This window comes from Bradyrhizobium sp. UFLA05-108 (assembly GCF_059803455.1).
Window position 1 is genome coordinate 1 of record NZ_JBANAZ010000091.1, and the last position, 15,401, is coordinate 15,401.

General features: G+C 64.3%; 15 protein-coding genes. 8 read left to right on the plus strand and 7 right to left on the minus strand.

The window, feature by feature from the left end:
- Window positions 1-140 precede the first annotated feature (140 nt).
- The gene (locus tag SO140_RS40425; RefSeq protein ID WP_449383371.1) at window positions 141-530 is read right to left on the minus strand and encodes a YkvA family protein; all 390 of its coding nucleotides are present in this window, start codon (window positions 528-530) and stop codon (window positions 141-143) included.
- Window positions 531-621: 91 nt separating this feature from the next.
- Window positions 622-927: a 4a-hydroxytetrahydrobiopterin dehydratase gene (locus SO140_RS40430; protein ID WP_449383372.1), complete on the minus strand. Its 306-nt coding sequence runs from the start codon at window positions 925-927 to the stop codon at window positions 622-624.
- A 151-nt stretch (window positions 928-1,078) separates the two neighbouring features.
- On the opposite strand from SO140_RS40430, the gene SO140_RS40435 reads away from it, so the two are divergent.
- The gene (locus SO140_RS40435) at window positions 1,079-2,527 is read left to right on the plus strand and encodes a TAXI family TRAP transporter solute-binding subunit (protein ID WP_449383373.1); all 1,449 of its coding nucleotides are present in this window, start codon (window positions 1,079-1,081) and stop codon (window positions 2,525-2,527) included.
- Between the two features lie 95 nt (window positions 2,528-2,622).
- Window positions 2,623-4,170: an alkaline phosphatase D family protein gene (locus SO140_RS40440; RefSeq protein WP_449383374.1), complete on the plus strand. Its 1,548-nt coding sequence runs from the start codon at window positions 2,623-2,625 to the stop codon at window positions 4,168-4,170.
- 9 nt (window positions 4,171-4,179) lie between these two features.
- Here SO140_RS40440 and SO140_RS40445 read toward each other — a convergent pair whose 3' ends face one another.
- Window positions 4,180-4,563: a response regulator gene (locus SO140_RS40445; protein WP_449383400.1), complete on the minus strand. Its 384-nt coding sequence runs from the start codon at window positions 4,561-4,563 to the stop codon at window positions 4,180-4,182.
- A gap of 187 nt (window positions 4,564-4,750) precedes the next feature.
- On the opposite strand from SO140_RS40445, the gene SO140_RS40450 reads away from it, so the two are divergent.
- From SO140_RS40450 to SO140_RS40460, 3 genes are all read left to right on the plus strand, one after another.
- Window positions 4,751-5,548, plus strand: coding sequence for a Crp/Fnr family transcriptional regulator (locus SO140_RS40450; protein WP_449383375.1), 798 nt, complete (start codon window positions 4,751-4,753; stop codon window positions 5,546-5,548).
- Between the two features lie 238 nt (window positions 5,549-5,786).
- On the plus strand, window positions 5,787-7,613 hold the full coding sequence (gene typA / locus SO140_RS40455; protein WP_449383376.1) for a translational GTPase TypA: 1,827 nt from the start codon (window positions 5,787-5,789) through the stop codon (window positions 7,611-7,613).
- Window positions 7,614-7,821: 208 nt separating this feature from the next.
- Entirely contained in the window at window positions 7,822-9,069 is a 1,248-nt protein-coding gene (locus SO140_RS40460; RefSeq protein ID WP_449383377.1) for a flavin monoamine oxidase family protein, read from the plus strand.
- 101 nt (window positions 9,070-9,170) lie between these two features.
- Here the strand turns inward: SO140_RS40460 and SO140_RS40465 are convergent, their stop codons facing one another.
- The 4 genes from SO140_RS40465 to SO140_RS40480 are packed head-to-tail and all read right to left on the minus strand — an operon-like array spanning window position 9,171 to window position 12,278.
- Entirely contained in the window at window positions 9,171-9,581 is a 411-nt protein-coding gene (locus SO140_RS40465; protein WP_449383378.1) for a thiol-disulfide oxidoreductase DCC family protein, read from the minus strand.
- On the minus strand, window positions 9,581-10,906 hold the full coding sequence (locus SO140_RS40470) for an SDR family oxidoreductase (protein ID WP_449383379.1): 1,326 nt from the start codon (window positions 10,904-10,906) through the stop codon (window positions 9,581-9,583). The genes SO140_RS40465 and SO140_RS40470 overlap by 1 nt, the downstream gene beginning before the upstream one ends.
- Before the next feature lie 8 nt (window positions 10,907-10,914).
- Window positions 10,915-11,382 (minus strand): DUF2269 family protein, encoded by a 468-nt coding sequence (locus SO140_RS40475; RefSeq protein WP_449383380.1) that lies wholly within the window; start codon window positions 11,380-11,382, stop codon window positions 10,915-10,917.
- Window positions 11,379-12,278: an alpha/beta hydrolase family protein gene (locus SO140_RS40480; protein WP_449383381.1), complete on the minus strand. Its 900-nt coding sequence runs from the start codon at window positions 12,276-12,278 to the stop codon at window positions 11,379-11,381. The genes SO140_RS40475 and SO140_RS40480 overlap by 4 nt, the downstream gene beginning before the upstream one ends.
- A 266-nt stretch (window positions 12,279-12,544) precedes the next feature.
- Between SO140_RS40480 and SO140_RS40485 the strand changes: the two genes are divergently transcribed.
- From SO140_RS40485 to SO140_RS40495, 3 genes are all read left to right on the plus strand, one after another.
- Complete coding sequence (locus SO140_RS40485; RefSeq protein WP_449383382.1) at window positions 12,545-13,054, plus strand: GNAT family N-acetyltransferase; 510 nt, start codon at window positions 12,545-12,547, stop codon at window positions 13,052-13,054.
- A gap of 175 nt (window positions 13,055-13,229) precedes the next feature.
- Window positions 13,230-13,760 carry an inorganic diphosphatase gene (ppa, locus tag SO140_RS40490; RefSeq protein ID WP_449383383.1) on the plus strand — a complete coding sequence of 177 codons (531 nt, stop codon included), beginning with the start codon at window positions 13,230-13,232 and terminating at the stop codon, window positions 13,758-13,760.
- Window positions 13,761-13,900: 140 nt separating this feature from the next.
- On the plus strand, window positions 13,901-15,382 hold the full coding sequence (locus tag SO140_RS40495) for a M20 family peptidase (protein ID WP_449383384.1): 1,482 nt from the start codon (window positions 13,901-13,903) through the stop codon (window positions 15,380-15,382).
- Window positions 15,383-15,401 lie beyond the last annotated feature (19 nt).

A 15,401-nucleotide genomic window follows, 5' to 3' on the forward strand; every position in this document is an offset into this window, starting at 1 on the left:
GGCGTTCGAGGGGTGTCCACACCCTCACCGCCGCTTACCCCAGTCGCCGCTTACCCCATAGCATCTGGATTCCCCGCCTTCGCGGGGAATGACAGTGGTGCGTGCGAATAACAGAGGTGCGTCTGGCTGGCTGGGTACGCTTACGCCGCTTCCGCCTCTGCCTCGCCAACACCGCGCTTCAGCACGGCCCGGGCGGCTTCGCGGTGGTCCGGCGTGATGTGGCTGGCGACCAGCTTGATTGCGGTCGCGAGCACGGCGGCATCATCGGTGAAGCCGAGCATCGGCAGCATATCCGGCACGACATCGAACGGCAGGATGAAATAGGCGATCGCGCCCAGCAGCGATGCCTGCACATGGCGCGGCGTCTGCTTGTCGAAGGCGCAGTAATAGGCGGCGAGCAGATCCTCGGCGAACGGCAGGTGCGCGACCACGCGCTTCAGCTTGCGCCAGAAACGCCGGCGCACGGTCTCGCGGTCTTCCGCCAGCCGATCGGCCGGCTCAAAGCCGACGCTGTGTTCGGCAGCAGCCATGGTCCAAAACTCCCCGTTCAGGTCGGCGCGGCCGATTGTCCCAGCCGATGCCAATCACAAGATGGGGATGCGCCGCCAGAGCAACAAGACGTCAGCCAAGGCCTGCCTGTCTGGCAATGACGTTCATCGCCTTGGCGAGCTCGATATCGAGCGCAGTGACGCCGCCGGCATCGTGGGTCGAAAGCACCACCTCGACCGTCTTGTAGACGTTCTTCCATTCGGGGTGATGGTCCATCTTCTCGGCCACCAGCGCTGCGCGCGTCATGAAGCCGAAAGCCTGGTTGAAGTCCCTAAAGGTAAACGTCCTGCCGATCGCTTCGCGGCCGCCCGTCTCGGTCCAGCCGGATAGTTCGCTCAAGGCCTGCTTGCGTGCTTCCGCCGACAGCCGCTCCGTCATGGTCGCCTCCGTCTTCAGGGGAACTTTACCCTAACACCCTGCCGACGCCCGGGTTCAAAAGGGGTTGTCGTTCATCCGCTAACCATGACGCAGTTGTAACCCTGACAGGCAAGAAATTTGCTACAATTGCCCGGGTAATGACCTGGCCAAGATGAAACCGAGCCTGAAACGCCCGTATGGGAGATCGATGACCGGGGGCCTCGAGCTGGCCGAAACATCCACACCGACGTCGCCGCGATCGGCGGCGCGGAAGACCATGCTCGTTTCGCTCGCGTTCGTGCTCGCCATCGTCGGCGCCTTGGTCGGCGGCTATTATTTTGCGATGCGGCCGGTGACGCTGAAGATCGCGGTTGGCCCGGCCAACAGCGACGACGTCAAGGTCGTACAGGCGCTGACGCAGGCCTTCGTCCAGAGCAAGGGCTATGTCCGGCTGCGTCCGGTCCAGACCGACGGCGCCACCGCAAGCGCCGACGCGCTCGCCGAGAACAAGGTCGACCTCGCCATTATCCGCGGCGATCTCGACGTGCCGAAGACCGCCCAGGCCGTCGCCACCCTGCGCAAGAACGTCGTCGTGCTGTGGGCGCCGCCGGCCGGCAAGGGCAAGAAGAAGGGCGCCAAGATCACCAAGATCGCGCAGCTCGCCGGCCACCGCATCGGGGTGGTCGGCCGCACCCAGGCCAACGTCAATCTCCTGAAGGTGATCCTCCAGCAATATGGCGTCGATCCCGCCAAGGTGGAGATCGTGCAATTCCCGGCCAATGAAGCCGCCGAAGCGATCCGCACCCAGAAGGCCGACGTCTATCTCGCCGCCGGTCCCGTCAACAGCAAGATCACCGCGGATGCGATCGCCGCCTCCACCAAGGACGGCGGCACGCCGACCTTCCTCGCGATCGATTCGGCCGACGCCATCGCGCAGAATCATCCGGTCTATGAAGCCGCCGAGATCCCGGCCGGTACCTATGGCGGCTCGCCCGACCGGCCCGATGACGAGGTCAAGACGATCAGCTTCGCCCATCACATCGTGGCGCGCAAAGGTCTGTCGGAAACCACCGTTGCCGCCTTCACCCGGCAGCTCTTCGCGATACGCCAGCAACTGGTGACGGAATTCCCGCTGGCGGCGAAGATCGAGACGCCCGACACAGACAAGGACGCCGTGATCCCCGTGCATCCGGGCGCTGCCGCCTTCGTCGACGGCGAGGAGAAGACCTTCCTCGACAGATACAGCGACTACATCTGGTGGAGCCTGATGGCGCTCTCGGCGATGGGCTCGATCGGCGCCTGGTTCGCCGGCTACCTGAAGAAGGACGAACGCGACAACAACAGCCACCTGCGCGAGCGGCTGCTGGACATGATCGCCGCGGCGCGGCGCTCCGAGACCGTCGACGAGCTCGACCAGATGCAAGGCGAGGCCGACGAAATTCTGCGCGATACGCTGCGCTGCTTCGACCACGGCGCCATCGAGGAAGGCGGGCTCACCGCCTTCAATATCGCGCTGGACCAGTTCCACGCTGCGGTCGCAGACCGCAAGGCGGCGCTGCTCAGCCTGCCGCAGAACCTGCAGCGCGCCGGCGCCCAATTCCGCGCTGCCGGCAACGCGTAATTGCTTGCGCGCGTAATCGCTGCGTCACATTGTCTCAATATAGCGTTGGCTTCGCAGGACGGCAGCCGCCCTGACCGCTTCCGAGACGATTCCCCATGAAAATCAAATTCTCCCGCCGCCAATTCCTCTCCACCAGCGCCGGTGCGCTCGGTGCGATCGCGATGCCCTATGTGTCGCGCGCGGCCGACCGTCCGATGATCACCCATGGCGTGCAGTCGGGCGACGTCACGGTCGACGGCGGCGTGGTCTGGGCGCGCGCCGATCGTCCCTCCCAGATGCTGGTCGAGGTGGCGACGACGGATAGCTTCAAGGATGCCCGCGCGCTGCCGCCGATCGCCGCGCTGCCCGAGAGCGATTTCACCGCGAAGATGCTGGTCGAAAATCTGCCCGGCGGACAGGACATCTTCTACCGCGTCCGTTTCCGCGATCTCTCTCACACCGCGATCGCGAGCGAGCCGGTGGTCGGCCGCTTCCGCACCGCGCCCGCTGACCGCCGCGACGTCAGCTTCGTCTGGGGCGGCGACGTTGCCGGTCAGGGCTGGGGCATCAACCCCGACGACGGCGGCATGTTCACCTTCTCCGCAATGCACAAGCACCGTCCGGACTTCTTCCTGCATTCCGGCGACACGATCTATGCCGACGGCGTGATCCCCTCCGAGGTGAAGCTGGCCGATGGCAAGACCTGGAAGAACATCACCATCCCCGAAAAGGCCAAGGTCGCCGAGACGCTCGACGAGTTCCGTGCCGCGCACAAATACAATTTCACCGACGACAACGTCCGCGCCTTCAATGCCGAGGTGCCGATCTTCGTGCAGTGGGACGACCACGAGGTGACCAACAACTGGTCGCTGTCGAAGGATCTGCCCGCCACCTACAAGGAGCGCAACATCACCTTGCTCGCCGCGCGCGCGGCGCGCGCTTTCCATGAGATGTATCCGATGCGCGAGAGCATCGTGGAGCCGGGCCGGGTCTATCGCCAGATCTCCTACGGCCCGCATCTGGACGTCTTCATGCTCGACGAGCGCAGCTATCGCGGCCCCAATGGTCCGAACCTGGAAACGGAATACGGCCCCGCGTCCTACTTCCTTGGGCCCGATCAGATGGCCTGGCTGAAGCGCGGCCTGCTCAACTCACGCGCGACCTGGAAGGTAATCGCCTCCGATATGCCGCTCAGCCTGCTCGTCTATGACGATGCAGCCAACAAGAAGGGGTCGGAAGCCTTTGCGCAGGGCGATGGCCCGCCGCGCGGCCGCGAGCTCGAGATCGCCGACCTCCTGCGCTTCATCAAGATGGCGCCGATCAAGAATACGGTGTGGCTGACCGCCGACGTGCACTACGCCGCGGCGCATTACTACGATCCGAACAAAGCGCAATTCCAGGATTTTGAGCCGTTCTGGGAGTTCGTCTCGGGTCCGCTGCATGCCGGCACGTTCGGGCCGAACGAACTCGACAACACCTTTGGACCGGACGTGCGCTTCATCAAGGCACCAGGCCTCGACAAGCAGAACCTGCCGCCGTCCGCCGGCATGCAATTCTTCGGGCACGTCAAGATCGATGGCGCCAGCGGGCAGATGACCGTGACCCTGCGTGACCGCGCCGACGTCGCGCTGTGGTCGACCACGCTCGATCCGAAGCTCGCTTAGAGGAAGCTGCTACCTGGAGGCACGCGCGCGCAGTGCGGCTTCCATCGCGTCACTCGAGCAGGGCTTCTGCAACCGAGGCACGTCAGCGAACTCGGGCGGAATCCGCGTCTCCGCGCCATAGCCGGTCACGAAGACAAACGGGATTTTCAGCGCGACCAGGCGCTCGGCGATCGCGAAGCTCTTCTCACGCACCAGCTCGACATCGAGCAGCGCGAAGTCCGGTACGCGGTCGGTGATCGTATCCAGCGCACGCGCGACCGAAGCAACGGTACGCACGTGCTTCACGCCGAAGCCGAGCAGGCGGTCCTCGAAATCGATCGCGATGATCGGATCGTCTTCAACGATCAGCACGTCGGCGGGGACATCGAAGCCGTCGAATGAAGCGCGCTGCATGATCTCGTCGGTTGAGGGCTGCATGGTCGTTCCGATCAGGATGGCCTTGGCCCGATGCATGCGCCCCGCGCACCGGTGGTTCCAGGAACGAAACCCACCACACCACAGTTTTCCCGTCTGTCCACTTGTGCACACTAACGCCGAATGGAACCCGCTAATGTCGAGGGGAGATCCGGGGAGTTTTGGGATGGATGCGCGAAGCAGCAAGTCAGCCGAGATTGCGAGCCGGCCCTACAACAATCTGCTGCGGCGACTGAGCCAGGCCGACTACGCGCTGATCGCGCCGCATCTGACAAGCGAGACAGCATCGGCGAACGAACTGCTCTACAATCCCGGCGATGACGTCCAGGTCGTGCACTTTCCCTGCGGGCCGTCGCTTGCGACCTTCCTCGTACCCAACGAGGACGGCCGCGACGTCGAGACCATTCTGGTCGGCCGCGAGGGCGCCGTCGGCGGCATCGTCAGCGAGGGCTATCTGCCGGCCTATACGCGGATCGTCGTGAAGTTCGGCGGCCCCTTCGTGCGCATCCATGTCGGCAAGCTCGAGGCTGCCAAGCGGAGCTCGCCATCGCTGCGCAATGTCTTTGCCCGCTATGCCGATTGCATGCTCGCGCAGATCTTCCAGTCGACGGCCTGCAACGCCATTCATTCGATCGAGCAGCGCACCGCCAAATGGATCTTGGCCGCGATGGAGCGCACCGACGGCGACGACAGCGTGCCGCTGACCCACGAGCAGCTCGCGACGCTGCTCGGCGTCGGGCGCAGCTATGCAAGCCGCGTCATCCAGTCGTTCAAGGCGCAAGGTGTGATCGAGACTCGCCGCGGCTCGATCCTGGTGCGCAACCGCGATGGCCTGAAGTTGCGGGCCTGCCTGTGCAATGACGCGGTGAAGGACCATTTCGAGGAGGTGCTGCGCGGGGTCTATCCGACGGAGGAGGCCGATGGCGGCGCGGAAGGGGGTCCGCTAACCCCCTCCCGCTCCTAAGCCCCGGGGATTCCCGGACAAAATTCAGTCAACCAATCCCGAAAGAACGCATTGTTTTTTGGCGTTTTCTGCCTATATTGCGCTGCAAACGCGTTAGGTGCCCGGCTCTGATGGCCGGGTTTCCTTTTTGGGCGGAAAGCGCCCGTTTCTCAGGTTTCCAGCGTTGTTTCGAGAAGAGGTCCCGGTCTGACCGGCGAGATCGCGCTAACCCATTGTTCGACCGCAAAGAAGCTCACTCATGAATCTTCGTAACGTCGCCATCATCGCCCACGTCGACCACGGCAAGACGACCCTGGTCGACCGTCTCCTCCAGCAATCCGGCACCTTCCGCGAGAACCAGAAGGTGACCGAACGCGCCATGGACTCCAACGATCTGGAGCGCGAGCGCGGCATCACCATCCTGGCCAAGGCCGCCTCGGTGCAGTGGAAGGACACCCGCGTCAACATCGTCGACACCCCAGGCCACGCCGATTTCGGCGGTGAGGTCGAGCGTATCCTGAACATGGTGGACGGCGCGCTGGTGCTGGTCGATGCCGCCGAAGGCCCGCTGCCGCAGACCAAATTCGTGGTCTCCAAGGCGCTCAAGGTCGGCCTGAAGCCGATCGTCGTCATCAACAAGGTGGACCGCCCCGATGCGCGCCCGACCGAGGTGATCAACGAGGTGTTCGACCTGTTCGCGGCGCTCGACGCCAGCGAGGAACAGCTCGACTTCCCGATCCTCTACGGGTCGGCCAAGCAGGGCTGGATGGCCGAGAGCCCCGAAGGTCCGAAGGACAAGGGCATGGAGCCGCTGTTCGACCTGATCCTGCGCCACGTCGCACCGCCGAAGGTCGAGGAAGGCCCGTTCAAGATGATCGGCACCATCCTGGAGGCCAACCCCTATCTCGGCCGCATCATCACCGGCCGCATCTCGTCCGGCATCCTCAAGCCGAACCAGCAGGTCAAGGTGCTCAACGCCGATGGCAAGCTGGTCGAGCAGGGCCGCATCACCAAGATCCTGGCGTTCCGCGGTCTCGAGCGCACGCCGCTCGAGGAAGCCGAAGCCGGCGACATCGTCGCGATTGCGGGCCTCACCAAGGGCACCGTCGCCGACACCTTCTGCGATCCGACCGTCGAGGTGCCGCTGCCGGCACAGCCGATCGACCCGCCGACCGTGTCGATGTCGTTCATCGTCAACAACTCCCCGCTCGCCGGCACCGAAGGCGACAAGGTGACGAGCCGCATGATCCGCGACCGTCTGCTCCGCGAAGCGGAAGGCAATGTCGCGTTGCGCGTCGTCGAAGCCTCCGACAAGGATGCGATGGAAGTGTCGGGCCGCGGCGAATTGCAGCTCGCGATCCTGATCGAGACCATGCGCCGCGAAGGTTTCGAGCTCTCGGTGTCGCGTCCGCGCGTCGTGTACCAGATGGACGAAGCCACTGGCGCCACCATGGAGCCGATCGAGGAAGTCGTCATCGACGTCGACGAGGAGCATTCCGGCGTCGTCGTGCAGAAGATGAGCGAGCGCAAGGCCGAGCTGATTGAAATGAAGCCCTCGGGCGGCAATCGTCAGCGCCTGGTGTTCTACGCGCCGACCCGCGGCCTGATCGGCTACCAGGGCGAGCTTTTGACCGACACCCGCGGCACCGCAATCATGAACCGCCTGTTTCACGGCTATGCCCCGTACAAGGGCGAGATCCAGGGCCGTCGCAACGGCGTGCTGATCTCCAACGACCAGGGCGATGCGGTGGCCTATGCCATGTTCAAGCTGGAAGATCGCGGCCCGATGATGATCGAGCCGGGCTGGAAGGTCTATCGCGGCATGATCGTCGGCGAGCACACCCGTGACAACGATCTCGAGATCAACGTTCTCAAGGGCAAGCAGCTCACCAACATCCGCACCACGTCCAAGGACGAGGCGGTGCGCCTGACCCCGCCGATCCGAATGACGCTGGAAAAGGCGCTCGCTTATATCGAGGACGACGAGCTCGTCGAGGTGACGCCGAAGTCGATCCGGCTGCGCAAGAAGCACCTCGACCCGAACGAGCGCAAGCGCGCCGAGAAGGCCAAGGAAGCAGTGGCGTAAAGCCACTCCCGCTGTCATCTCACTGTCATGCCCCGCCACCGGGTCTCGCCTTCGGCGAGCCCGATGACGGGCTCAGGCGGGGCATCCAGTACGCCGCGGCTTCTCAATACACGACTACTGTCTCTGGAATACTGGATCACCCGCCTTCTTCGCGGGTGATGACAGCTCGTTTATGGTGGCTTCTCAGCGAACGTGCTAGAGCCCAGCCATGATCTCCCTCCCCTCCTCCGTCGACGTCGCGATCATTGGTGCGGGCGCCGCTGGCCTCGGTGCAGCGCATGCGCTGAAGGACTCGGGCCTCTCTGTCATCGTACTGGAGGCGCGTGACCGGCTCGGCGGCCGCGCCTGGACCGTCCAGGCCTCTCCGGAGGTGACGTTCGATGTCGGCTGCGGCTGGCTGCATTCGGCGGACAAGAATTCCTTCGTAGGAATCGCCGAACGACTGAATTTCGAGGTCAATAGGGATCTTCCGCCCTGGCGCGATCGCGCCTTTGGCGAGGTGTTTCCCGACAGCGAGCGCGAGGACTTCGGACGCGCGATCGACGAATTCTATGAGCGCGTCGCGGAAGCTGCGCAAGACGACGAGGATGCACCAGCCGAACGCTATCTCGAACCCGGCAATCGCTGGAATCCGATGATCAACGCAGTCTCGACCTATGTAAACGGCTGCGAGCTCGACCGCGTCTCTATTCTGGACATGGACGCTTACGAGGACACCTACTTCAATTGGCGCGTGCGGGCCGGGTTTGGCGCGCTGATCGCGGCCTATGGTGCGTCATGTCCCGTGGCACTGAACTGCAACGTCATGCTGATCGATCACGCCGGCAAACGCATCCGGCTCGACACGTCGCTCGGCACGCTCGATGCAGCAAAGGTGATCGTCACGGTACCGACCAACCTGATTGCAGATGAAGCGATCCGGTTCTCGCCGCAGCTCCCGGCCAAGGTCGACGCCGCGCGCGGCCTGCCGCTGGGCGTCGATGACAAGGTGACGCTGGCGCTGGAGAACGCGGAAGCCTTTCCAAAGGAAGGCAATTTGCGCGGCGCCACCATGCGCACCGCCATGGGCACCTATCACATCCGCCCATTTGGTCAGCCCTGCATCGACGGCTTTTTCGGCGGCCGCTTTGCACGCGAATTGGAGGACGCCGGCGACGGCGCCTTCGCCGCACAAAGCATCGACGAGATCGCCGGTTACCTCGGCAACGACATCAGGCGCAAGCTGAAACCGCTGCGTGAGTCGCGTTGGGCTCACGACCCCTTCGCCCGCGGTTCCTATTCTCACGCGCTCCCCGGTCATGCCGGCGACCGCGCCGTGCTGGCGGCTCCCGTCGATGGGCGGCTGTTCTTCGCAGGCGAAGCGACGTCGCCGAACTTTTTTTCGACCGCACACGGAGCGCGAGATTCGGGGGAGCGCGCCGCAAAGGAAGTGCTGGCGGAAATGGCAAAGCTGTAGCAACGAACTCCGTCATTGCGAGCGCAGCGAAGCAATCCGGAAATCCCTCCGCGGAAAGATTCTGGATTGCTTCGTCGCTTCGCTCCTCGCAATGACGAGGGCTACTGCTCGATCACCCGCGCCCGCAAATCTGCGTCCGGCACGAAGCACGCATCGTACTTGCCGAAAATGCGGTAGCGGTTGCGTGCGACGAGATTGTAGAGCGCGTTCCGCAGCGGCTTCGGCACGGCGAACAGCGCGCGCACCCAGCCCCAGCGGGGAAGCTGCGAGAGCACCGTAAGTGCGGCGTCCGATTTCATGAACGCCTCACCGCCGTGAACGACCGCGTTGGTGTCGGGATCATCGGGATCGATGCCGAAGGTTTTCGCGAGCCTCATCCCATAGCCCGACTGGATCGGCGTAAAACGAAAGCGCTTTGCCGTGTCGCGCGTCGCGACGAAGCGGACCCAGCGTGAGCAGAAGATGCAGACGCCGTCGAACAGGATCACGTCGTCGTCGGGCCATCTGGGCATCAGCGGTTATCCAGCATCAGAAGTGCGACAAGCATCAGCACGATGGCCGGTCCTGTCTTCACCAACGCGCCGAGCGGCTCTATCCAGAGATCGGGCGTCAGGATCGCCGCGCCGACCATATAGCCGAGCGAGGCGATGATGCCCGCGACGAGCCCGACGCCCGCGGTGCGGCGGAACGCGATGAGCACCCCGATACTCATGTCCATCAGGCTGGTACCGATGGTGACGGGATCGACCAGTGCGGCTGGAAAGCCGTGCGCCGACAGGATGCCAGCGGCGGCGCGGTAGGAAACGAACAGGGCGATGAAGCCGGAGACGACCCAGAACGCGACCAGGCTCGCAAAGACAAGCGCCTTGACCAGGTATAGCCGCGCGAACCATTTGTCCTGGATGGTGGCGGGATGACGCCCAATCGTGTCTGTCAGCGTCTTCGGCACGATGGCTGTAGCTGCAATCCAATGCTGCGGGTCGCCCGTCACGCCGCGGCGCAGTTCGGCGATCGCGGTCGAGCGCATCGGCGGCATCCAGCCGAGCCGGCTGGCGAGATCGCCTGCCCACGCGCCGCAATCGAGCAGGAATGTCGGCATCGCAAAATGCGACCAGCCTGCGGTGCCAAAGGCGATGCGGAACTGCTTGATGACACCGGCCATCGCCACCTGTTCCGCCTGCATCAGATCCCAGCTGACGGCTTTCACGGCGGGATCGTCGATGTCGCGCGCCGCGAGCCAGGCGATCGTGGCCGCGATGTCCTCGACCGCAACGGGCCGGAAGGGCGTCGCCATCTCCTTGGCCGGCAGGTCGAACGGAAAGGCAGCGAGCGCGCGCAGCATGGCGCTGCCGCCATAAGCCGACGGTGCGACCACGAAGCCGGGGCGCAGGATCGCGTGAGGAATGCCGGAAGAGCCGATCAGGCGCTCGGCCTCGCGCTTGGTCGTGGCGAACGCTGTGTGATCCTCGTTGGCCGCGCCGGGGATCGAGATGTGCACCAGCCGGATCGTGCGACCGCTCGCGCCGATCGCCTGCAACAGGCGCGCGACGAAGTCGCGATGCACCGCATTGATGTCGCTTCCGGGGGCGTCCTGGAGCACGCCCAGGCAATTCACGATCACATCGACCGCATGCTCGCTCAAAAGGCGCGTCAGCGCCGCCGCATCGAGGTTGAGGATCTGCAACTCGATGTCGAGCGCGCTCATCTTCTGCGCTGGCGACAGCTGTCGCGCCACACCGATGACGCGAAAGCCACGGGCGCGCAGATCGTCGGTGACGAAGCGGCCGATCAGGCCGGAGGCTCCCAGCAGGAGAATGTTGTGCACCACTTCACTCATCGCGTCACTCAAAACGGCTTTGCGATCATCAGCCAGAGGATCAGCATCGTCGCGCCAAACCCCGGGAAGCCGAAGACGAACCACCGGCGGAACAGCACAAAATAGCGCGGCGGCAGGGCCACGCGCTGAACCACCGCCTTGCGCGCGAGATCGCGCATCTCGATCTGCATGAACACCACGGGCACCCAGAACAGCCCGGCGACCGCGTAGAGCGCAAGCGAGACGAGCAGCCACCGCTCCGTGATCGCCGTCGCCGAGAGCATCATCAAGAGACCGCCCGTGACCGGCTGGAGCATGACGGCCGAGAGCGTGAACAGGGCATCCGCGATCACCACGACCGAGGCCGTGCGCGCGATGAACTCGGCATCCTGGCTGCGATGCGCCATCAGCATGAAGAACGCGATGCCGCTGCCGGTACCGAGAATGACGATGGCGCCCATGACGTGCAGATATTTGACCACGAAATACAACGTCATGGTTTTTTGACTGCCACGGGCTTCGGCGATTTCAGCACGCGTTCCAGCTCGGCGCTGACGGCTTTGACGCCGGCTTCAGCCTCGATCATCCAATGGCCCTCGCTGCCCACGGCAGGCAGGGCGCGGAAATCGACCTTGCCACCATTGATGCGAAACGCATCGGCCAATTGCCGCGAAAATGCCGGCGCGAAATAGGTGTCGTTGGCCGCCACCAGCCACGTGACGGGCACGCGCGCCGCCTTGCCGAACTCGCCTGCCACCGAGGTGAGAGTATGTGGCGCGCAGATCTGGTTCGGGAAGTCGTTGGCGTGGCCGCCGCGCCCGGGTGCGAAGACGATGATGGCGCCAACCGTCTTGGGGTCGGCATTGGAGAGTGCCAGCGCGCCCCAGCCGCCCGCGGAATGACCGAGCACGACGGCGCCATCCTTGTGGACAAAATCCTGCTCTCGCAAGAATTCCAGCGCGCGTGCGATTTCCTCGGCGGTGGCGCGGCCCGAGCGCGCATAATCCGCCTCGTCGCAGCCGCCCTGATCCTCGACATAGCGGCCGCCGGTTGTGCCATGGCCGAGCCGTTCCGGCACCAGCACGGCAAAGCTGCGCGCGACCAGGAATGCAGCCAGCGCGCGGTACTCCGGTTGCGGCATTTGCGCACGACGCAGCACGTTCTGCGTCGAGGCATGCGCGATCAGCGCGAGACGGAACGGGCCGTCGCCGGGCGGCCGGAAGAGCAGGGCGCGCGCCGCGACAGTCGGGTCGGATGTCGGCACGCGCCACTCTTGCCGGCGAAACGGCTCGCCTTCCGCGCCCGCGGCGCCCAACGCGCTCCGTGCGCATACGGGCGAGGCCGCCAGCATGGCGAGCCAACAAAGGATAACGACGAGCTTCAGGGACCGCATGAGTTTGCCGGAAGCGGATTCGAACAGCGAAGGCCAGAGTAGCTGGAACGAATCATCCTGGGCGGACTTTTCTGCGTGGCCGCCATGAAGGCCTTTGTCACAAAGCAGTTTTGCACCGGTGCGCGGCAGGCCAATGCCGTCCAAAGCGGCGCCCTGTCCTCTTTCGGTACAACACGGCCATGAAACTGATGCAGAAAATCCACACGTTAACCGATAATTAACGATGGCTCTTGCCGCCGGCCCGGCGACTTGGTTTGATCGCGTCCATGAGCACAACCCTGATCGAGGTCCGGCCGGCCAAAGCTGCAGACGCAGCCGCGGTGGCGTCTACTCATGACGAAGCCTGGCGCTCGGCCTATCAGGGCATCATCCCCGGTGCCGAGCTTGAAAAGCTGATCAACCGTCGCGGCCCGCAATGGTGGGACAGCGCGATCCGCAAGGGCAGCCGCGTCAGCGTGCTGGTGTTCGGCGACAAGATTGCGGGCTACGCCAATTACGGCCGCAACCGCGCCCGCAGCCTGCATTTCGACGGCGAGATCTACGAGCTTTACCTGCGTCCGGAATTCCAGGGGCTGGGCTTCGGCCGGCGCCTGTTTACCGCCGCCCGCCGCGACCTGACGCAGAGCAATTTGAAGAGCATGGTGGTCTGGGCGCTGTCCGATAACGATTCGGCCACGGAGTTTTACCGGGCGCTGGGTGGCCGCATGGTGGCGCGCTCCTCAGAGCGGTTTGGGCCCAAATCGCTCGACAAGGTCGCTTTCGCCTGGACCAATTGATCTGCCGTCGTTGGGTCGGCCGTACATCCTTCCGCCGATACCGTTCGACCATTTGAGCCGGTAGAACCGGGGTTCATAATTTCGCGAAAAGTCGATGGATCGGCGGGCCAAGCCCGCGTATGACAGCGCCAAATCGCTGCCGGGCGAGATCCTTTCGACAAACACGGAGTCTTTTATGCGTATCGATGCGGTCTCGATCGGGGCCAAAGTGCCAAACGAAGTCAACGTCATCATCGAAGTGCCGGTTGGCGGCGAGCCGATCAAGTACGAGATGGACAAGGAAGCCGGCACGCTGGTGGTCGACCGCTTCCTCTATACGCCGATGCGCTACCCCGGCAATTACGGCTTCATCCCGCACACGCTGTCGGATGACGGCGACCCCTGCGACGTCTTGATCGTCAATACCCGCGCCATCATCCCCGGCGCCGTCATGAGCGTGCGCCCGGTCGGCGTGCTGTTCATGGAGGACGAGGCCGGCGGCGACGAGAAGATCCTGGCGGTGCCGTCGTCAAAGCTCACGCAGCGCTACGACAAGGTCAAAGCCTATAGCGACCTGCCCGACATCACGCTGCAGCAGATCCAGCACTTCTTCGAGCACTACAAGGACCTCGAGAAGGGCAAATGGGTGAAGATCCTGCGCTGGGGTGGCCCGGAGGAGGCGCACAAGCTGATCCTCGAAGGCATCGAGCGCGCGAAGAAGAAGTAGAGGCCTCTTGTCCCGGACGCGGTGCGGCATGAAATGATGCGCCGCTGAGCCGGGACCCATGGTGCCGCTGGGCCTGGCTCGGCAGCGCATCACTGGCGTGCTGCGCTGCGTCCGGGGCACGAGCTTCGTTTGGAATGGCTATGCGCCGGCTTCTCAGGATCATCCGCAATGTCGTTCTGTTGATCGCCGCCGGCGTGCTCGTGCTCGCCGGCGTCTTGCTGTTCAACGTCTCCACGCGGGCGTCGCGCCAGGTGCAGGTCGCGCCGATCCCCCGCGCCACCGTCGATACCGAGAGCGCGGCAAAACGGCTGTCGGAGGCGATCCGCTTCCAGACCATCTCGAACTTCCTCAATCCGGAGCAGGACGCTGACGCTCTGCGCGGGCTCGAGGCGCATATCTCGCAAAGCTTTCCGGCGTTCAATGCGACAGCCAAGCGCGAGGTGATCGGCGGCCACAGCCTGCTCTATACCTGGGAAGGCTCTGATCCCAAGGCGCAGCCGATCGCGCTGCTCGCGCATCAGGACGTGGTGCCGATCGCGCCGGGCACCGAGAAGGACTGGCAGCAAAAACCATTCGACGGCGTTGTCGCCGACGGCTTCATCTGGGGCCGCGGCTCCTGGGACGACAAGGGCAACCTCTATTCCATGCTGGAGGCGGCCGAGCAGATGGCGAAGGACGGCTTCCGCCCGAAGCGGACGATCTACTTCGCCTTCGGCCATGATGAGGAGGTTGCGGGCACGCGCGGCGCCAAGGTGATCGCGGCCACGCTTGCCGCGCGCGGCGTGCATCTCGACTTCGTGCTCGACGAAGGCCTCTTGATCGCCGAAGGCATGATGAAGGGCCTGGGCAAGCCGGCCGCGCTGATCGGTGTCGCAGAAAAGGGTTATGCGACCCTCGTGCTGACCGCGCATACGACGCCGGGACATTCCTCGATGCCGCCGCGCGAGACCGCGATCGGCATGATGAGCGCGGCGCTGGCGCGGCTGGAGGATCACCGGCTGCCGATGCATATCCGCGGCGCGGTCGCCGAGATGTTCGACACGCTGGCGCCGGAGATGAGCGGCTTCAGCCGCATCGCTCTCTCCAACCTCTGGCTGTTCAAGCCGCTGCTCTTGCGCGAGTTCGGGAAGAACGGCCCGAGCGAGGCGATGGTCCGCACCACCACCGCGCTCACGATCTTCAATGCCGGCGACAAGGACAATGTGCTGCCCGGAAATGCGGAGGCCACCGTGAATTTCCGCCTGCTGCCCGGCGACACGCAAGCCAGCGTCACCGATCATGTCCGCACCACGATCGACAACGAGAAGATTTCGATCGCACCGTTTCCCGGCAATACCGATCCGCCGCCGGTGACGGGGACCGCGAGCAAATCCTATGCAGCGCTGAACCGCACGATCCGGGAGATCTTTCCCGACGTCGTCGTCGCGCCCAGCCTGATGGTCGCCGCAACCGATTCACGCCACTACGCTGATATTGCCGACAACATTTTCCGCTTCTCGCCGGTGCGCGCCAATGGCGAGGACTTGAAACGGTTTCACGGAACCAATGAGCGCCTCAGCATCGAAGGCTATGCCGACATGATCCGCTTCTACCGGCGGCTGATCGAGAATACGGCGGGCTGAATCACCTGGTCATTCCGGG